Source organism: Parolsenella sp., from assembly GCF_982402205.1.
In genome coordinates this window covers 1-18642 of sequence record NZ_CEVYAT010000019.1, presented here as the reverse complement: position 1 = coordinate 18642, position 18642 = coordinate 1, and the positions used below count along the sequence as shown (strand labels likewise).

General features: G+C 60.5%; 17 protein-coding genes. 7 read left to right on the top strand and 10 right to left on the bottom strand.

Annotation, left to right across the window (positions count from 1 at the left end; all coding sequences use genetic code 11):
- A partial coding sequence (locus AC1VTH_RS02355) for an exonuclease domain-containing protein (RefSeq protein ID WP_481334501.1) occupies nucleotides 1-2761 on the bottom strand: 2761 nt, incomplete at its 3' end.
- An 84-nt stretch (nucleotides 2762-2845) separates the two neighbouring features.
- Entirely contained in the window at nucleotides 2846-3805 is a 960-nt protein-coding gene (locus AC1VTH_RS02350; RefSeq protein WP_481334500.1) for a D-alanine--D-alanine ligase family protein, read from the bottom strand.
- A 120-nt stretch (nucleotides 3806-3925) separates the two neighbouring features.
- On the opposite strand from AC1VTH_RS02350, the gene rlmN reads away from it, so the two are divergent.
- Entirely contained in the window at nucleotides 3926-4984 is a 1059-nt protein-coding gene (rlmN, locus tag AC1VTH_RS02345) for a dual-specificity RNA methyltransferase RlmN (protein ID WP_481334499.1), read from the top strand.
- 317 nt (nucleotides 4985-5301) lie between these two features.
- Here the strand turns inward: rlmN and AC1VTH_RS02340 are convergent, their stop codons facing one another.
- The 8 genes from AC1VTH_RS02340 to rpmH all read right to left on the bottom strand — a co-directional run bounded on the left by AC1VTH_RS02340 (nucleotide 5302) and on the right by rpmH (nucleotide 10657).
- Nucleotides 5302-6183, bottom strand: coding sequence for a ParB/RepB/Spo0J family partition protein (locus tag AC1VTH_RS02340; RefSeq protein WP_481334498.1), 882 nt, complete (start codon nucleotides 6181-6183; stop codon nucleotides 5302-5304).
- A complete protein-coding gene (locus AC1VTH_RS02335; RefSeq protein WP_293824431.1) occupies nucleotides 6176-6976 on the bottom strand; it encodes a ParA family protein in 801 nt (266 codons plus the stop codon). The genes AC1VTH_RS02340 and AC1VTH_RS02335 overlap by 8 nt, the downstream gene beginning before the upstream one ends.
- Before the next feature lie 49 nt (nucleotides 6977-7025).
- A complete protein-coding gene (gene rsmG / locus AC1VTH_RS02330) occupies nucleotides 7026-7781 on the bottom strand; it encodes a 16S rRNA (guanine(527)-N(7))-methyltransferase RsmG (protein ID WP_481334497.1) in 756 nt (251 codons plus the stop codon).
- Between the two features lie 756 nt (nucleotides 7782-8537).
- Nucleotides 8538-9089, bottom strand: coding sequence for a Jag family protein (locus tag AC1VTH_RS02325; protein ID WP_301828711.1), 552 nt, complete (start codon nucleotides 9087-9089; stop codon nucleotides 8538-8540).
- 81 nt (nucleotides 9090-9170) lie between these two features.
- On the bottom strand, nucleotides 9171-9929 hold the full coding sequence (locus AC1VTH_RS02320) for a YidC/Oxa1 family membrane protein insertase (RefSeq protein WP_293673054.1): 759 nt from the start codon (nucleotides 9927-9929) through the stop codon (nucleotides 9171-9173).
- Between the two features lie 25 nt (nucleotides 9930-9954).
- Nucleotides 9955-10197 carry a membrane protein insertion efficiency factor YidD gene (gene yidD, locus AC1VTH_RS02315; protein ID WP_293824424.1) on the bottom strand — a complete coding sequence of 81 codons (243 nt, stop codon included), beginning with the start codon at nucleotides 10195-10197 and terminating at the stop codon, nucleotides 9955-9957.
- 2 nt (nucleotides 10198-10199) lie between these two features.
- Entirely contained in the window at nucleotides 10200-10514 is a 315-nt protein-coding gene (gene rnpA / locus AC1VTH_RS02310; protein WP_293673052.1) for a ribonuclease P protein component, read from the bottom strand.
- 8 nt (nucleotides 10515-10522) lie between these two features.
- Nucleotides 10523-10657, bottom strand: coding sequence for a 50S ribosomal protein L34 (rpmH, locus tag AC1VTH_RS02305; protein WP_293673051.1), 135 nt, complete (start codon nucleotides 10655-10657; stop codon nucleotides 10523-10525).
- Between the two features lie 512 nt (nucleotides 10658-11169).
- Here rpmH and AC1VTH_RS02300 point away from each other — a divergent pair.
- From AC1VTH_RS02300 to AC1VTH_RS02275, 6 genes are all read left to right on the top strand, one after another.
- Nucleotides 11170-12378: an ATP-binding protein gene (locus AC1VTH_RS02300; protein WP_481334496.1), complete on the top strand. Its 1209-nt coding sequence runs from the start codon at nucleotides 11170-11172 to the stop codon at nucleotides 12376-12378.
- A gap of 137 nt (nucleotides 12379-12515) precedes the next feature.
- Nucleotides 12516-14129: a DnaA ATPase domain-containing protein gene (locus AC1VTH_RS02295; protein WP_481334495.1), complete on the top strand. Its 1614-nt coding sequence runs from the start codon at nucleotides 12516-12518 to the stop codon at nucleotides 14127-14129.
- A 245-nt stretch (nucleotides 14130-14374) separates the two neighbouring features.
- Nucleotides 14375-15478, top strand: a complete 1104-nt coding sequence (dnaN, locus tag AC1VTH_RS02290; protein WP_481334494.1) for a DNA polymerase III subunit beta — start codon at nucleotides 14375-14377, stop codon at nucleotides 15476-15478.
- A 3-nt stretch (nucleotides 15479-15481) separates the two neighbouring features.
- Entirely contained in the window at nucleotides 15482-16573 is a 1092-nt protein-coding gene (gene recF, locus AC1VTH_RS02285; protein WP_481334493.1) for a DNA replication/repair protein RecF, read from the top strand.
- Nucleotides 16557-17153 (top strand): hypothetical protein, encoded by a 597-nt coding sequence (locus AC1VTH_RS02280; protein ID WP_481334492.1) that lies wholly within the window; start codon nucleotides 16557-16559, stop codon nucleotides 17151-17153. The genes recF and AC1VTH_RS02280 overlap by 17 nt, the downstream gene beginning before the upstream one ends.
- Nucleotides 17154-17363: 210 nt before the next feature.
- A partial coding sequence (locus AC1VTH_RS02275) for an ATP-binding protein (RefSeq protein WP_481334502.1) occupies nucleotides 17364-18642 on the top strand: 1279 nt, incomplete at its 3' end.

Here is an 18642-nt window from a genome sequence, read left to right as displayed (position 1 = left end):
AGCTCCACCTACGCCACGCGGCGCGGTCGCGCTCGCCACGCTCCTGCACGAGCGGGTCCTTGGGGCTCGCAAACGGCAGCTTGGGAATCACCACGCAGCGCAGCGTATCGCCCGACGCGTCAAAGCCCTCCCAGAACGACTTGAGCGCCATGAGCGACAGGCTTTGGTCCTCGATGAAGCGCCTGCTCAGGCGGCGCACGGAGGAGCCCCTCTCTTGCATGGCAACCGAGAGGCCGCGCTCGGCAAGCCTTGGCTCGAGCTTGGAATATGCCATCTCCATCTCGCGGCGGTTGGTGAACAGCGTGAGCACCGAGCCGCCCATCGATACGTGCACGTCAAACAGCAGGTCGACGAGGGCGTCGAGGTAGCCGCGCTCGCGCGGGTCGGGCAGGTCCCTCACGGCCACGACGCTCATGTTGCGGTCGAAGTCGTAGCACGAGGGCAGCGAAACCTCGCGGTGCTGCGACGCGTCAAGGCGCGAAAGGCCCGTGGCGTCGTTGAAGTGGGCAAAGTTGCCGTCGACGCTCATCGTGGCCGAGCTGAACGTGACGCTGCGCATCTCGGGGTACCAGCGGTTGGCAAGCTCGGCGCCAATGTCGAGCTTCTCGGCCACCAGACGCTCGCTACCCACGCGGCGCTGCGTCATGGGCAGCTCAGCATAGAAGACGTAGGAGTCGTCGGTGGCATCGGTGATGACCTCCGCGGAGGCAATGAAGTCGCGCAGCTCGCGTACGGCGTCGTCGATTTGGGCGGCCACGGGGTTGGCCGGGTTGTCCTCGCTCGAGGTAAGCCCCGATACGATCTTGCCCGCGCCCTCGAGGTCGTGGCGCACGCCATCGAGCCTGCGCACGAACTCGCCCGCGGCCTGCACCACGTTGGCCCACTCGTCGCTTGCGCGGACGTCCTGGCCCAGCCATAGCGTCGCCATGTCGTAGCCGCCACGCGAGGCCAGGTTCGAGAGCTTTCGCACCTCGTCGAAGAAGTCTGCCGAGGACACCATGGCCGAGCTCGCCGAGCTCGCAGCCTTTGACAGCAGCCCCATCGCGGGCGTTGCCGCCTCGTGGGACGAGGCAAACGAGAGCGCCGTGCCAATGGCACCCGTCTTTGAGCCGCCGAGCTGCTCAAACAGCAGGCGCACGCGCTCGGCGGAGACCTCGCGCGCCCACTGGCGACGCGCCTCGACCTCGAACGAGTGAGCCTCGTCGATGACCCAGTTGCGGATGGGCGGAAGCACCATGCCGTCTGCCTCGACGTTCTTGAGCAGCAGTGAGTGGTTCGTCATCACGACGTCTGCCGCGGCAGCGCGGCGGCGCGCGCCGTGGAGCAGGCAGAGGTTGGGGAAGAACGGGCAGTCGCGGCGCTTGCAGTCCTTGTAGGTCGTGGTTAGCAGGCGGCGCGGCACGCTCCCCCATCGAATGCCCAGGGCATCGATGTCGCCCTCGACGGACTGGCACACGTAGGCATAGGTTACGGCGATGGCCGTCAGCATGTCGACGGCAACGACGTTGCGCGAGCGGCCGTTGGTCATGGCCTCCTCGATGGGAAGGTCTACCGTAACGGCGCGGTTCAGGCGGTTGAGACAGGGATAGTGGTCGTATCCCTTGAGGCAGGTGTAGGTGAGGCCATCGGGAAGGGCGGCGGCGAGCGCGGGCAGCTCGTGAGTCACGAGTTGGTCGGTGAGTGCGTTGGTCTTGGTGGCAACGCCGCAGGTGACGTTGTTGAGCTTGGCATAGATCGCAAGCGGCAGCAGGTAGGCCATCGACTTGCCCACGCCCGTCCCCGCCTCGATCGCGCGAAACGTCTGGGTCTCGAGCGCCTCGCGCACCTCCTGGGCCATGTCGGCCTGGCTCGGGCGCGGCTCAAAGCTCTCATACATCTTGCTCACCACGCCCGAGGGCCCAAAGGCGCGGGCGATCTTCTCGGCACTCGGGGCATGGGGCATGACCTCGAGGTTATCGACATCGGCGCGGGCCTGGGCGGGAGCGGAGGCCACGAGCTTGTGACGGGCGGCAACCAGCGAGAACTCCGCATCGGGGTCCTCGAGCGCCAGGAACGACAAGATGGGGCGATAGGCCCACTCCACCTCGGGATGCATGTTGGAGAGCGTGGCGAGAAGGCCGCGCGGCAAGTCGGTGAGGGCACACAGGATGATGCGCCACATGCCCGCCAACGCCTCGACGTCATCGAGGGCGCGGTGCGAGACGCTGGCGCAGCCAAAGGCCTCGGCCATGTCCTGCAGCTTGTGGGTCGCAAGGCGCGGCAGCGCGATGCGCGAGAGGGCCAGGGTGTCGACCCACAGGTCGCTGACCTCATGCCCACCGGGAACGCGCTCGATAAAGGTGCGGTCAAAGGTCGCGTTGTGGGCAAGCACCGGGGCACCGCCCACGAACTCGGCAAGCTGGGCCACGGCCTCGCGGGGCGCGGGCGCGTCCGCCACGTCGAGGTCGGTGATGTGCGTGAGCGCCTGGATGTTCTTTGGAATTGGCTGCCCCGGGTTCACGAACGTGCGGAACGTGTCGACGATCTCGCGGCCGCGCAGGCGGGCGGCGGCAATCTCGGTCAGTTGGCACTCGGAGAACGACAGACCCGTCGTCTCGGTGTCGAGCACCACGACATCGTCCTCTATCAGGCCAAAGTCCTGCGTGCGAGCGCGCTCGGCCAGCGTGCGGTAGCCAGCCTCGACCTCCTTGGGCGTGTCGGGCAGCAAGATCTCGCCTAGCAGGTCGCGTGGCTGCGTGGCCTTCTCGATGGAATCTGACAAATGCTTCTCACTCTCTATCGACATGGCGAGGGGCGGACCCGTGTTGCGGAGCTGAGTCCGCGGCAAGCCCACGCCTGGCCAAAGCTAGTTCTGGGTCGTGCGGGCACCGCGCTCGAGTGCGAGCTCAATGAGCTTGCGGCAAAGCTCCGGAAATCCCAGACCCATGCGACGGGCGGCGTCCGGCAGCAGCGACTGTGGCGTCATGCCCGGAATCACGTTCGTCTCGATGATGTAGGGAATGCCGTCCGCATCGACCATGAAGTCGCTACGCGAGGCACCCGAGCAGCCCAGCGCCTGGTGGGCCCTGCAGGCAAGCTCCTTGGCGCGCTCGACGACGTCCTCGGGCAGCTCGGGGGGGATCACGTGGTGCTTCGACGGGTCGTCGTACTTGACGCTCAGGTCGTAGAACTCGGTCTCATAGCGCACCTCGATGGCCTCGAGCGCCTGCGTGCGTTCGTTGCCCAGCACCGGCACCGTGATCTCGGTGCCCACCACGGCGGCCTCGACGAGAATCCTCGTGTCGAACTTGAAAGCCTCCTCGATGGCATCGGCGAGCTCTGAGGCCTCCTTCACGTGCGTGATGCCATAGGACGAGCCGCTCGACACTGGCTTCACAAAGCACGGCAGGCCAACGCGCCCCACCAGGTCAACGACGTCGTACTCGTCGCCCCTGAGCAGGCAGACCTCCTTTGGGGTGGGAATACCGTGCTCGCGGTAGATGTCCTTGGCCATGGCCTTGTCGGTGGCAAGGGCGCTCGCAAGCACACCAGAACACGTGTACGGTATTCCAAGAAGCTCGAGGAAGCCCTGCACGCAGCCGTCCTCGCCATAGCGGCCGTGCAGAGCCACGAAGGCAACGTCGTAGCCTCCGTCGGCGATGTTGTGCACGAAGTCCTTGTCGGCGATGTCGAGCAGATCGACCTGCACAAAGCCCGCCTCGCGCAGGGCCTGGGCACTCGCCGTGCCGCTGGAGATGGACACCTCGCGCTCGTCAGACCAGCCACCACACAGAACTGCGACCTTCTTGCTTTCGATACCCTCCATGTGGTGCTCCATTCCGCATCGACACACCGCCTCTAAAACTCGAGGAAGATGCTGCGATACACTCGTTGCTGCACAATTTCGTGCATTGCCTCACTAACGTCACGCCAGAAAGGCCGCGACATGCCCCTTTATGATATCGACTCCAGCAAGTCCAAGGTCGACCTTCGCAACGTTTCCCACGAGCAGCTCGTCGAGCTCCTCGAGGGGCTTGGCTACCCCAAGTTCCGCGCGAAGCAGGTCGAGGATTGGGTGTGGAAGCACCACGTCACCGACTTCCAGGACATGACCAACGTCCCTGCCAAGCTGCGCGCAGACCTTGCCGAGCGCTGCACCCTTGGCGGAACGGTCGAGGTTGCCCGCCAGATCTCCAACGACGGCAGCCGCAAGTACCTGCTCGGCTATGATGACGGCACCCAAGCCGAGTGCGTTGGCATGCCCAACCGCAACCGCCTCGCCGTCTGCGTCTCCACGCAGGCGGGCTGCCGCATGGGCTGCGTCTTCTGCGCCACGGGCCAGGGCGGCTTCTCCCGCTCCCTCAAGGCAACCGAGATCTACGACCAGGTCATGCACGTGAGCGAGGACTTCCAGACTCGCGCCTCCTCCGTTGTCATGATGGGCCAGGGCGAGCCGTTCAACAACTACGACGAGGTGCTTAAGGCCCTGCGCATGCTTAACTCTCCCGAGGGCGCCGGCATTGGCGCACGCCACCTCACGGTATCTACCTGCGGCATCATTCCCATGATTCGCCGCTTTGCCAAGGAGCCCGAGCAGTTCACGCTGGCCGTCTCGCTGCATTCCGCCGTCCAGTCGACGCGCAACACCATCATGCCGGGCGTCAAGAAGTACACCCTCGCAAGGCTGCATGACGCCATGGCCGAGTACGTCGAGGCCACCGGCCGCCGGCCGACCTACGAGTACGCCCTCATCGGGGGAGTCAACGACAACAACCTCGAGCTTGACGCCCTGTGCGACTTCACGCGTGGCACGCTTGCCCATGTGAACCTCATCCAGCTCAACGACCTCGAGGGCTCCAAGCTCAAGCCCTCCACCGCCGAGCGTGCCGAGCAGTTTGTGCGTCGCCTTGCTCAGGTTGGTGTCGAGGCCACGATCCGTAACTCGCGCGGCAACGACATCGATGCCGCCTGCGGCCAGCTGTCTCAGAAGCATCGCGTCGAGTAAGCACGATCCTCATACATACGTAAAGAGGGGAGTAGCGAACCCATGTTCGCTACTCCCCTCTTCTATTATATGTTTCCACAGCTAGAAGCCTATGTTCTTCCACTGCTGGCCTACCCATTCCCTATTTTCTCTTGCAGCCTGCTCACTCGAGTATTGCGAGGTTGGCTCCATATAGTCCCTCAAGAGATACAGGGCGAGGTCAGACGTAACGCGTCCTGCTTGACGCACACTATCACGCGCGCGCTCATCAAGCAGAACGTTCCAGACAAGCGAGCAGCCTGCCGAGGCAACAGCGAGGCTTCTCAGAGCTCGGGTTGCTACTCCCACGTCTCGTCCTCTTCCTCAACCTCAGCACCCGGCTGAATCTGAGCCAGGATTCTCGCTAGCTGGTCCTCATCCTTGAACTCAATCTCAATCTTATTCTTGCCGCGAACCTGCTTGACCTTAACATTGGTATCAAGCATGCGCCTAAGCTCTCGGGCGGCGCGTTTAAAAGACTGAGGAGCTGCCTGGCGAGGCTTTACCTCGGCGCGCTCGACAGAAAAAAGCGGAGCAAGATGTTCTGTCTGCCTCACCGTCAAGCTCTCCGTGACAACCTTCTGAGCAAGCTTGATTCGACCTTCTTCGGTTGGCACGGCAAGGATGGCGCGAGCGTGACCAGCAGTCAGCAGGCCCTGCTCCATCATGTCTTGAACCTCAGCGGGAAGATCCATGAGTCTCAACGTGTTTGCGATTGCAGAACGAGACTTCGAAAGAATCCTGGCAAGACCCTCTTGGGTCAATCCCTGAGACTCAAGAAGCTGCTTGTAGCCCTTTGCCTCTTCAATGGGAGACAGGTCTGCACGTTGCAGGTTCTCAATGAGGGCAAGCTGAAACACCTCATCATCATTGATTTCACGAACAACTGCAGGAATCTCCTTGAGTCCCGCCAGCTTGCTTGCCTGGTATCGACGCTCGCCTGCAACAATCTCGTACTTGTTGCCCTTCTTGCGAACAAGAATTGGCTGAAGCACACCATTCTGCTTTATCGAGTCAGCAAGCTCTGCAAGGGCGTCCTCGTCAAAGTTCTTGCGAGGCTGACCAGGGTTGCGAACAATCTTTTCGATTGGAAGCGTTGCCTCCGGTTCGCTGCCCGTCTCAGCATTAGCTTCGCTAATCAGGGCATCGAGGCCTCTTCCAAGTCCACCACGCTTAGCCACGACGAATCACCTCTCTAGCAAGTCCACGGTAGGCAATGGCACCCTTATTCGTTGCAGAGTACATTGCAATCGGCAGACCATGGCTTGGAGCCTCAGAAATCTTGATGCTTCGAGGAATCAGAGTCTTGAACATCTTGTTTCCAAAGTACTTCTTAACTTCTTCAACAACCTCATTAGAAAGCGTAGTGCGCTTGTCATACATTGTCATGAGCACGCCAAAGACGTCAAGATCCCTATTCAGACTCGACTTAACGAGCTTCATCGATTCAAGAAGCTTCGTTACGCCTTCGAGTGCGTAGTACTCGCACTGAATCGGAATTAGCAAGCCGCTTGCTGCACATAGTGCGTTAATCGTCAGAAGGCCAAGTGAGGGAGGACAGTCGATAAAAACGTAATCGAACTCATCCTTAACCTCATCAATGAGATTCTTGAGAATGCTTTCGCGTGCAATCTTGCTCACAAGCTCAATTTCTGCACCCGCAAGTTGAATAGTTGCAGGAACAACAAACACGCGAGGTTCAGGAGTGTCGACAATGAGATCACTAATTGGATAACCGTCGAGAAGAGCATCATAAATGTCGTGATCGAGCTCATCCTTGTCGATACCATAGCCACTTGTTGTGTTTCCCTGAGGGTCAAAATCGATAACCAGGCACTTCTTGCGCTCTTCTCCAAGAGCTGCAGACAGGTTAATTGCAGTTGTCGACTTTCCAACGCCACCCTTTTGGTTGATAATTGCCAGAACCTTGGTAGGCTTCGTGGGATTGCTGCGTTTTACGTCCTTATAACCCATTATTTTCCAATCTACCAGTCGATTTGCTCCACTGTTTCACGTGAAACACTCATCGATTAGCCAGTGGATGATTTCGAGCCTCGCCGTTCTTTCTTGGTAGCTTTACTCTACTCTTCTTAACCTTCTTGTATACAAAGATCTCTCTATGTCCCAAATCATTTGGAAGTTCGAATGTTTCACGTGAAACATTCTCAAAACCGCAGATCTGTGCAACCTTAGATGCATCAGCAAGCTCTTCATGCTCAGGATTCGCCTTTCCAAAGAAAAGATAGCCACCCTTCTTAACGTAGGGCTCTGCATATTCAATCAGAATGTCGAGCTTTGCTAGAGCACGCGCAGTAACACCATCATAGATGCGACCAGAAGTCTTAACGAATTCTTCGAGACGCCCATGATAAGCGGAAACCCTGTCAGACATACCAAGCTCGTCAACAAACTCATTGCATGCGTTGACCTTCTTGCCAACAGAGTCAAGTAAGTCAATGTCAAACTCACTGACGCAAGCAAGAGGAATACCAGGAAAGCCACCACCGGTACCCATATCAAGGAAACGAGCTCGTTGGTTAAGACCGATGGCCTCAGAGATAACCTTTGCAAACAGAAGTGAATCAAAAGCATGAAGGACAAGACCATCAGGCATCGTTCGAATGCTTGTAAGGTTAACGACCTCATTCTTCTTATACATGAGATAGAGATCTGCAACAACCATCTCAATCTGAGAATTGGTCAAATTGAGTGAATAGCTGTCAGACAGCTCCTGAAGCGTTCTAAGAGCATCTTTAACAGTATAGGTGGAATTAGTCACGAAAGTTGTTTTCGTGTCACAGAGAGCCTCTGAGAGGCTCGAATTTAGTTCTTTGAACTCTCTTTGACTTAAAGTCATGAAGCTACCCAATCACTTTGACAAAACTTCCCGAGACGGGAACTCTTGTCAGGAACTTCTGTCTGAGTGTGATTGAGCTGCGAATGCTTCTAGTCTACTTGAAGTAGGGTCACCAAGCTGGAAATGCTCGGAGAATTACAAAGCTTGGAAATGGCCAGATTAAGTAGGTCCTAAAGCCCACTAGAGACCAGATACATATCGAGCCAAATCTAGCGTTCACTTCCGGCATGGCACAAAGCCAGAAACATAAAGAAATCATCAAGCCGCCAAAGCAGTCATAGCCATTTGAGACATTGAGAGAGCTATAGGAAGACTCGTGTAAGGTGTGTAGCTCACTGGAAGGCAGGGGGCCAGAATAACCTCATAGCTATCAAGCGGAGCTGATTAGATACCAGATACGGCAACCAAGTATCGAGGGCAGCCCCAACCAAAGACTCATCCCATCTATCAAATCTCAAGACGCGCAGCAGCTTGAACAAACTACACCGCACACGCAACAACAAAGATGTGCCCAAACGGCTATCGATTCACATGAAACAGACGCGGTATATCTCTGACACAAAAGAGCCACCGCGAGCCGCATCAGCTGGCACATAAAAAAGGAGGCCCGAAGGCCTCCCAGTAAAACACCGAGTTCTAAGCCCGGCGTAGAACTACGCAAACGGCGCCGCGCGCAGATTATTTGCCCTTAACCGGAGTAATGACAACATAGCGCTCGGGATCGGTGCCCTCAGAGTGAGTCGTCACCTCAACGGAGTCCCTCAGGGCAAGGTGAACCAGACGGCGCTCATAGGCATTCATAGGGGCAAGGCGCATAGCGCGGCCAGACTTCACGGCCTTCTGGGCGCTGGAGCGAGCCATGCCCTGGACCTTGTCCCTGCGACGGCTCTTATAGCCCTCGATGTCGACGACGATGGGATAGTGGAAGCCGATGCGCTTGTTGAGAAGCGAGGTAAAGACAACCTGCAGGGCATCGAGGGTGACACCGTGACGACCAATGAGGATGGCAAGGTCGCCGCCGCTCACGTCGAGGATGAGCTCGCCCTCGTCGCCATCATACTCATCAATCGAACAGGTGTTCTCGCCAAAGCAGGCGAGCAGGGAGCGCAGAATATCTATGGCAACGTCGGCCACGACGTCGAGCTGCTCGTCCTCAAGCTCGCCCTTCTCCTCAAAGGCGGCCTTGATGGCCTCGAACTCAGCGCCCTTCTCCTGCATTTCCTCACTCATGGCAACCTCCAGATAGACAATGTCGCGCACCTTCTGTTGAGAGGGCGCGCGACATGGAATTACGTAGTGTCAGCGGATCCGCTAGCCCTTCTTGTGGGGACGCGGCTTGTGCTGCTTGCGCACGACGTCAACCGTGATGGGCTGGTTGGCCATGCGCTCAGCCTCGTCGGCCTTGGCCTTCTCCATGACCTTGCGGGTGATGAAAACCTGCTGCACGACACCCCAGGCAGAGGACGTGACGTAGTACAGAACGACACCCACGGGCACGTTCCAGCCGAACCAGATCATCATGAGGGCCATGACCACACCCATGATCTTGGTCTGGCTGGCCTGCGGGGAGTCGGGCTGGGTGTTAAGCAGCATCGGGACGAGCGTGAGCACGCCAAAGGCAAGCACGAACAGCACGTAGACCCAAGCGCCCAGGAAGCCGAGCTGCGTCACCGCGTCGTTGGTGGTGACGGCGAGCGACTCGAAAATGCCATAGAAGTGGGCGCCCTCGGGAATCTGATAGCGCAGGACCGAGAACAGTGCAAAGAAGACGGGCATCTGGATGAGGGTGGGCAGGCAGCCTCCCAGCGGGTTGAACTTGTTCTCGCTGTAGAACTTCTGCATCTCCTCGTTGAGACGCTGGGGATCGTCGGCGTAGCGCTCCTGAAGCTCCATGAGCTTGGGCTGGAGCACCTGCATCTTGGCGGTCGAACGCGTCGAGCTCACGGTGAGCGGCGTCAGCAGAATACGAATGATGGCGGTCAGGACGATGACGGCCAGGCCCCAGTCTCCTACGACGTTAGCGAGAAACGTGAGGATCTGGGCAATGATGTAGATAATCCCATCCCACATGGACAGTACCTCCGGTTGCCCGCCCCTAGGGGACGGGATCATAGCCTCCCTTATGGCGTGGATTGCATCTGACGACCCTCGTCAGAGCAAGCCAACCACCTCTGAGTGCGCCATATCGAGAAAGTGCCTCTATGGCGTACTCAGAACAGGTTGGTGTGTAAATGCAGCAAGGGGGGAGAACAGGCGAGATGAACCGCCGATACACCCTCACCAAGAAGATGAGGGGTCGTGCGAGAACACTCGGCCTGCCTTCCCCCGTTTTGCTCATACCTAAATTCGCTCCACAAGCTTCGCCAAGGCGGCTGCCACCTCGGTTGAAGAGGCAGCTCGCGTTGCCGGAGTCGAGAAGAGAATTACCTCGTACCCGTCGAGCGGAAAGCCTACCTGCTGAGCCGCGGCTCGAAGCACACGCTTGCACCGGTTGCGACACACGGCGTTACCGAGCCTCTTGGCACAAACAAAGGCGACGCGGCTCCGACCCTCCTGCTCGCTCTCCATGACGGTGAGCCTCACGAGCCGGTGGTTGAGCCGCTTTCCACCCCGAAAGACCTTCTCAAAATCCTGTTTGGACTTGATGGTCTCCATGGGCATTCCTAGACGGTGAGCTTCTTGCGGCCCTTGGCGCGACGACGGGCGAGAACGGCGCGGCCGTTCTTGGTGGCCATGCGAGCACGGAAGCCGTGGCACTTGGCGCGCTTCCTCTTATTGGGCTGGTACGTACGCTTCATAGCAAATCCTCCTGAGTGACACAGATCACTGCGTAAGCAGTCAAGCCCCAAGATTGTAGGGGTCTGAGATAACCGAGGTCAAGTTGATTATTGACTTTTTCACGAGGTCAACTTGCATGAGCGGCCCGTGAGAACATCCCTCAGAGGCCTTCGACCACAAGCGAGGGGCGCCAAGATGTCAACAACCACAACAGGTTGCGCCGGCCGCTGGTGAAAAGATGCCACAACTTGCCCAACTTTCCAACATCTTTCATCAAGAGAAAAAAACATGGCGATAACTTTTCACCGCTGATGGAAAATCTCAGCTCAGAAGTGAAATTTTCTGTTCTTCTTGGCTATCTTTTCATTCACTTGCACACGATATTCCAGCAGGTTATCAACACGCTTTCATCGTTTGTTGATAACTTTTCGCCAATGGAAGAAACATTGCGCAAGTTTTCACCATTTGACGGAAACTTGTTAAAAACGGTGAAATGTAGTGAAAAGCAAGCGCGCGGACGAAAGAAGCACCCATGGCAGACGCCTTCTACCCCTTCGTTGGAGAGGGACCAACCGGCATCAACGGAGAGACGAAGCCCCAGGTAGTGGGCGAGCAGGGCGCCGCCACCGAGCCCAGGCTCGGTTCCGTGGTAACAAACCCCGCGCGCATCGCCGTCTTTGACGACACCTCGGCGGCCCCGCGCGTCGTGGTGGTGCAGCCCAACGACGTGCGCACCTACCTCGAGGAGATCACCACGACCGTCACCAGGCTCGCCAAGGAGCAGGGCGGTTCCATCTCGTTTACCGTGATCCGCGAGGTTGTCGAAAACTTCGTGCACGCCTACTTCATCGAGCCAACCATCTCGATCCTCAACGGCGGAAACACCATCCGCTTCTCGGACCAGGGGCCCGGCATCCAGGAGAAGGACCGCGCGCTCGAATACGGCACGACGTCTGCCACCGAGGAGATGAAGCAGTACATCCGAGGCGTGGGGTCGGGGCTGCCCTACGCGCAGCAGTACATGGAGGACCACGGCGGCACGCTGACAATCGAGGACAACCTCAACGCAGGCACCATCGTGACCATCTCGATGCCATCTCCCCAGGCAGCAGCGCAGCCCATGCCAATGCAGCCGCAGATGGCCCAGGCCATGCAGCAGACACAGGAGCAGGGGACCATGGTGACTCCCGAGCAGATGCAGCAGGGAATGGACCAGGCCGCGCAGGTGCAAGCAATGCAGCAGATGGGACAGATGCAGCCCCAGCAGCCGTGGGCCGCGCAGCAGACTGGCTACGCCCCGCAGCCCATGCAGCAGCCGAATGTTCAAAACCCCTATGGCTATGGCATGCCCCCGCAGACGGCCCAGCGGGGCACCTGGCCACGGCAGCCCTACCAGCAAATGCCAAACCAGAGCTACTACCAGCAGGGATATCCCATGCAGCAAGCATGGCCCCAGCAGGGCTGGCAGCAGCCGATGATGCAGCCCCTGGGCGGGATGCAACCCCAGCCCTGGACGCCGCAGCCCCAGCAGCAGGTGCCGCTCGAGCTCAGCGAGCGCGACTCGCAGGTACTCGTCTTCCTGGCGCAGCACGAGTCGGTGGGTCCAACGGACCTCGTCAACGCCTTTGGCGGCTCGCTCTCGACCTGGACACGCAGCCTGCAATCACTGGAGGAGCGCGGCCTGCTGACGAAGATGGGCCAAAAGCGCTACCTCACCGACGCGGGAAGGGCCTTCCTCTAGCGGGTTTTCGACACGCGCTTGCCCCGCTCGCCAAGTTTTCAACAATCACGATGGATGAAAACCCACGCTCCCATATAATGAGTTTTCATCAAACACGTGGTTAAAGCACCAAACGGCTACGACAGGATGTCAGCAACATGGCAGAGAACGCAAACATGGAGTCGGACGCCCAGATCTTGTGGGAAGATGTCGTAAACATGCTCGAGGCAGACGGCCTGGCTCCGTCGACCCTCGCCATGTTCAAAAGCTGCCAGGCCGTCGACATCGATGGCAACACGCTCGTCATCTCCGCAGGCAGCGGCTTTGTTCGCCGCAACGTCGAGAAGAACGCCACAACGATCAAGGCAGCCCTCGAACGCGCGGCGTTCCAGCCCATGGAGCTGAGCGTCGGCATCAACCGCACGGGAACTGCGGCCCAGCCGGCCATCCCCGTGACGTCCACGGCCTCCGCGCCGCAGGCACAGGAGCAGACGGCGCAGGCTGCCGCGCCGGCGCTGTCTCCGCAGCCTGCCACCACGCCGGCACCCATCCCGACGCCGGCGCCCACCTCGCGTATCCAAACCTCCATCACGCGCGAGGAGTTCGAGCGCATGATGAGCCCGGAGGCAGCCGCCCAAGAGGAGCCCTCCGAGGAAGACGTGGCCGCGAGGCGCAAGAAGAACCCCCTCATCCAGGACATCGCACCCTCTGACTCCCAGCTCACCTTTGACACCTTCGTCGAGGGCGAGGAGAACCAGCTGGCCTTCCAGGCCGCCAAGGCCGTGGCAAACGGCAGCCACGGCTACAACCCGCTGTTCATCTACGGTGGCCCAGGCATGGGAAAGACCCACCTGCTCAAGGCCATCCAGAACTACCTTGCCGTGAACGACCCCGACCGCATCTGCGTCTACCGCGCGGCCCGCGAGTTCGTGAGCGACTACACCGACGCCATGGTCGACACCTCGAGGGACGTCAAACGCGCGCTCGAGCAGAACTACCACGACATCGACGTGCTCATCATCGACGACATCCAGGGCTTCAAGGGCGCCGCGAAGTCCATCAACTTCTTCTTCGACACCTTCAACTACCTCACGAGCCACGGCAAGCAGATCGTGCTCGCGGCAGACGAGAGCCCGGCCGAGCTGGGCCTCGAGGAACGCGTGACAACCCGTCTCGACTCGGGCGTGACCCTCTCGATCCAGGTGCCCAACTACGAGCTCAAGCTTGGTCTCATCAAGGCGTTCTACGAGCGCATGAAAGCGGACGCCATCGAGAACGGCCAGCACGACTACGATGGCGCGCTCTCCGACGACGCGCTCGAGTTCATGGCCCAGAGGGCCGGCGCTTCGATCCGCACCATCAAGTCGTTCTGCCAGCTGTGCCTGCTCGAGGCCACCAGCAAGCAGGCGCGTGGCGAGGAGTTTGGCCGCGAGGATATCTCCCAGATCGCCGTCAAGAAGTGGGGCGCCGACACGCGCACCTTCACGATCGAGCAGATTCAGAAGTTCATCGAGCAGCGCTACTCCATCTCGCACGCCGACCTCATCAGCAACAAGCGCAACAAGGGGCTCATGGAGCCCAGGCACGTCGCCGTGTGGCTCGCCCGCGAGCTCACGGACTCCACCCTCGCCCAGATTGGCGAGCGCTTTGGCGGCCGCACCCACGCAACCGTGAAGCACAGCATCAAGTGGGTTGAGGACCGCAGGAGCGAGGACCGCGTCGTCCACGACAAGATTGCCCGGATGAAGGAGGACCTGATGGCCGGCGCATAGCCTTCAACATGCCCTGTTTACAAGCGCGAAGAAATGCGTTGAAAACCCCGTCGCAGATGTTCAAAGAGTTTTCCGCACGTCTTCAACGTTCAAAACGAGACAGGTTTCTCGACAGTAAAACAGGTCATGAAAAAGCCTCTGAGCTGGCACTTTGCAGAGTTATTCACATTTAAACACGCTTTACTACTTCAACTAGCTTTATATCTACTTATATATACATAGATAGATAGAACAAGGAGAGACACATGCGCTTCACCGTCAGCCAGTCTTCGCTCGCCAAGGCTCTCTCCGTGGTCTCGAAGGGAATCGCCTCCCACTCCACCATCCCCGTTCTTGGCGGAGTGCTCATGCGCGCCATCGGCGGCACCCTTGAGATGCAGACCTCGGACCTCGACACCTCCATCAGGCACAAGATCGCCGCCAACGTCGAGGAGGAAGGTGAGACCGTCATCTCGGGGCGCATGCTCTCCAACGTCGTCAAGAACCTTCAGGACAGTGCCGTGACCTTCGATGGGGGAGAGGGCACGATCAACATCACGTGCGACAAGAGCTCCTTTCACCTCAACACCCTCAACGCGGCCGAGTTCCCCAACTTCCCCGAGGTCGCCATGGAGCGCTCGGTCGAGCTGCCCGTGGGCGTGCTGTCCGAGATGGTCGACAAGGTCTACAAGGTGACCTCGCGCGACACGAGCCGCCCGGTGCTCTCGGGCATCCTGCTCAACGTCGAGGAGAACTGCATGCGTCTCGTGGCCACTGACTCCTACCGCCTGGTGGTCTGTGACACCAACGTCGAGACCTCCTCGCTCGACGGCACCTTCGAGATGATCATCCCGGGCACCGCCTTCCACGACGTGCTCTCCCTGCCGAGCGACAGTCCCACCGTCATCGTGGGCGCCACGACCAACCAGGTCATCTTCGTGTCGGGCAACACCACCTATGTGTCGCGCCGCATCGAGGGTACCTTCCCCAACTACAAGCAGCTGCTGCCGTCGAGCCGTCTCACCTCGATGAAGGTCAAGGTCTCCAACCTCTCGGGCGCCCTCAAGCGCGTGAGCTCCATCGCCACGTCGAACTCCTCGGTGCGCTTTGACGTTGACCCCGACGCCGCGCTCGTGACCCTCTCGTCCACCTCGCCCGACCAGGGCGACGCCCGCGAGCAGGTCAACGTCGAGGTCGAGGGCGAGGCCAACTCCATCTGCATGAACTATCGCTACGTGGGCGACTGCGTGAGTGCCCTTGCCCAGGACAGCGAGGTGACGCTCGAGCTGCAGCAGAGCATGCGCCCCGGCGTCTTCAAGAGCTACGGCAAGATCAACTATCTCTACCTGCTCATGCCCGTGCGGATGTAGCCCGTGTCGCTCACCGTCTCGTCCATATCGTTCAGGAACTACCGCAACCTCGCCGCGCTGGAGCTGTGCCCCAGCGCCGGCGTCACCGTGCTTGTGGGGCCCAATGCCGTGGGCAAGACGAACACGGTTGAGGCACTGCAGTACGTCACGAGCGGCCAGTCGTTCAGGCGCCCCTCGCCCTCCGAGCTCATCGCCCCCGACGCCGTCGAGGCGTCGGTGGCGGCTCGTCTCGAGGGCGATGGCCGCGTCATCGATGTCGAGATGCGGGTGACGCCCCAGTCGCGTAAGTTCCTGCGCAACGGCAAGCCCTGCCGTGGCGCCGACCTCGCGGGCACGCTGCTTTCAGTGCTCTTCTGCCCCGATGACCTGTCGCTCGTGAAGGGGTCGGCCTCGCGCCGTCGCGGCGAGCTCGACGCCTTTGGCGCGCAGGCCAACGTGGGCTACCGCAAGGTGCTCTCGAACTACACGCGCTCGGTCGAGCAGCGAAACCGCCTGCTCAAGGATGGCTGTGACGACGCTCTGCTCGACGCCTGGGACGAATCGGTGGCGCTGGGTGGGGCCACGCTGCTCCACCACCGCCTCAACCTCTTTCGCCGTCTGTCGGGCATCGTGAGCGAGGTTTATGCCGAGGTGGCCTCGGGCGAGTCGCTCGCCTGCACTTACGTGCCAAGCGTCGAGGGCGCCGATGCGGGCATGGGCCGAGACGACCTGCGCGACCTCATGCTTTCCCAGATGCGCGACCGCCGTGCCGATGACGTGCGCCGCGCGCAGACGCTCATCGGGCCCCACCGCGACGACGTGGTCTTTGCGATCGACGGCCGCGACGCGCGCTCCTTTGGCAGCCAGGGCCAGCAGCGCTCGGTAGCCCTGGCCTGGAAGATGGCCGAGGTGCGCCTGTGCGAGGACCTGCTGGGAGAGCGGCCGCTGCTGCTGCTCGACGACGTCATGAGCGAGCTCGACGCCTCGCGCCGCTCGTGTGTAACGCGCTTCGTCGAGGGCGGCATCCAGACGATCATCACCACGACGAACCTCTCGTACTTTGACGACGAGTTGCTCTCGAGTGTGAAGGTGGTGCCCTATGGGACAGAGCCGTAAGCGCTGGCGCGAGCGCATGGAGTACGACCCGCTCGACCCCGCCAAGCAGCACAAGCCCGAGACGGCCGCCGACCTGGTGTCGGGCTACCTCGACGCGCGCCTCGCCAAGGGCGCCAACAAGACCCTGCAGGCGCTCACCATCTGGCGAAACATCGCCGGCAAGCGCGCCTCCAAGCACACCGTGGCCGTGTGGCTGAGCGATCCCGTCGGCCCCCGCAACCTGCCTGACCTCGTGGTCTACCTCGACGGCAACGCCCTCATGGTCGACCTCTCCACCAACGCCGAGCTCTACGTCGACCGCCTGGCCCACGCGGGCCTCGAGGTGGCGCACGTGCGCTTCAAGCTCTCGCGCAAGGCCGGTCAGATTGCCCAGCGGCGCATGGCCGCGGCCGAGGGGCCCGCCGACGAGGCCCCCGAGCTGCCGGCGCTCACGCCCTACGAGCGCACCCGCATTGCCGCCGACGTCGAGAGGATTCCCGCCTCGATGCGCAAGGACGTGTCTAAGGCGATGGAAATGTCGCTGCGCCGCGCCAAGGTTGCACCCACGCAGGAAGCCAAAAGCGCCCCGCAGAATCCCTGAGAGGCGGTATCAGACGCAAATGATGCGTTTTTGCCGCGTCATATGTGTTGGGGATTCAGCAAATCGAGCCGATGCCCTAAACTAGGAAAAATTGACGTTTCATCCTAGGGAAAGGACGGTCGGGTGGCAAAGTCTCCCAAGAAGACGGACTACGACGGCGGCGAGATTAAGATTCTCGAGGGTCTCGAGGCCGTTCGCAAGCGTCCGGGCATGTACATCGGTTCGACCAGCGCCAGTGGTCTGCACCACCTCGTGTGGGAGATCGTGGACAACTCGGTCGATGAGGCCATGGCTGGCTACTGCACCAAGATCTCGGTGACGGTGCATGCCGACAACTCGATCACCGTCGTCGACAACGGCCGAGGCATCCCGGTCGACAAGCACCCGGTGAAGAAGATCCCGACGCTCGAGGTCGTCATGACGATCCTGCACGCCGGCGGCAAGTTCGACAACAATGCCTACAAGGTGTCCGGCGGCCTGCATGGCGTGGGCATCTCGGTCGTGAACGCCCTGTCCAAGAAGGTCGTTGTCCAGGTCAAGCGCGACGGCAACATCTACGAGATGGCCTTTGCCCGCGGCAAGACCACCGAGAAGATGAAGGTCGTGGGCAAGTCCTCCACGACGGGCACCACCGTCACCTTCTGGCCCGACGACGAGATCTTCGAGACCTGCGTCTACGACTTCGACACCCTGAACAACCGCCTCCAGGAGACGGCGTTCCTCAACAAGAACCTCAAGATCACCCTGACCGACGAGCGCGAGCTCACCCCGCGCGTCGTCGAGTTCTGCTATGCCGGCGGCATCATCGACTTCGTCAAGTTCCTCAACGAGGGCAAGGACATCCCCGACGGCCTCAAGCGCCCGATCTACATCGAGGGCAAGACCGACCCCGACACGCCCACCGAGAAGATGGGCGAGGTCGAGGTCTCGCTGCAGTGGAACACCGGCTACGGCGAGAACGTGATGTCGTTCGCCAACGACATCTACACCCCCGAGGGTGGCATGCACCTCGAGGGCTTCCGCACGGCCCTCACCCGCGTGATCAACGACTACGCGCGCAAGCAGAACATCCTCAAGGAGAAGGACGCCAACCTCACCGGTGACGACGTCCGCGAGGGCCTGTCGGCGGTCATCTCGGTCAAGCTCCCCGACCCGCAGTTCGAGGGCCAGACCAAGGCCAAGCTCGGCAGCTCCTACATGCGCACGCTCACCAACAAGGTCGTCGCCGACGGCCTGAGCGAATACCTCGAGGAGCACCCCAAGCAGGCCCGCACGATCGTGAACAAGGCCCAGCAGGCGAGTAAGGCCCGCACCGCCGCCCGCAAGGCCCGCGAGGCCACGCGCCGCAAGAGCCTGCTCGAGACCGCGAGCCTGCCCGGCAAGCTCGCCGACTGCTCCGTCCGCGATGCCGAGCTCACCGAGCTCTTCATTGTGGAGGGCGACTCGGCAGGCGGCTCGGCCAAGGACGGCCGTCGCCGAGACATCCAGG

Bases quoted from the DNA above. Each gene is read 5' to 3' on its own strand.
- AC1VTH_RS02350 (WP_481334500.1), bottom strand. From the start codon at position 3,805: ATGGAGGGTATCGAAAGCAAGAAGGTCGCAGTTCTGTGTGGTGGCTGG.
- rlmN (WP_481334499.1), top strand. From the start codon at position 3,926: ATGCCCCTTTATGATATCGACTCCAGCAAGTCCAAGGTCGACCTTCGC.
- AC1VTH_RS02335 (WP_293824431.1), bottom strand. From the start codon at position 6,976: ATGGGTTATAAGGACGTAAAACGCAGCAATCCCACGAAGCCTACCAAG.
- AC1VTH_RS02325 (WP_301828711.1), bottom strand. From the start codon at position 9,089: ATGAGTGAGGAAATGCAGGAGAAGGGCGCTGAGTTCGAGGCCATCAAG.
- AC1VTH_RS02320 (WP_293673054.1), bottom strand. From the start codon at position 9,929: ATGTGGGATGGGATTATCTACATCATTGCCCAGATCCTCACGTTTCTC.
- yidD (WP_293824424.1), bottom strand. From the start codon at position 10,197: ATGAGCAAAACGGGGGAAGGCAGGCCGAGTGTTCTCGCACGACCCCTC.
- rnpA (WP_293673052.1), bottom strand. From the start codon at position 10,514: ATGGAGACCATCAAGTCCAAACAGGATTTTGAGAAGGTCTTTCGGGGT.
- rpmH (WP_293673051.1), bottom strand. From the start codon at position 10,657: ATGAAGCGTACGTACCAGCCCAATAAGAGGAAGCGCGCCAAGTGCCAC.
- AC1VTH_RS02300 (WP_481334496.1), top strand. From the start codon at position 11,170: ATGGCAGACGCCTTCTACCCCTTCGTTGGAGAGGGACCAACCGGCATC.
- AC1VTH_RS02295 (WP_481334495.1), top strand. From the start codon at position 12,516: ATGGCAGAGAACGCAAACATGGAGTCGGACGCCCAGATCTTGTGGGAA.
- dnaN (WP_481334494.1), top strand. From the start codon at position 14,375: ATGCGCTTCACCGTCAGCCAGTCTTCGCTCGCCAAGGCTCTCTCCGTG.
- AC1VTH_RS02280 (WP_481334492.1), top strand. From the start codon at position 16,557: ATGGGACAGAGCCGTAAGCGCTGGCGCGAGCGCATGGAGTACGACCCG.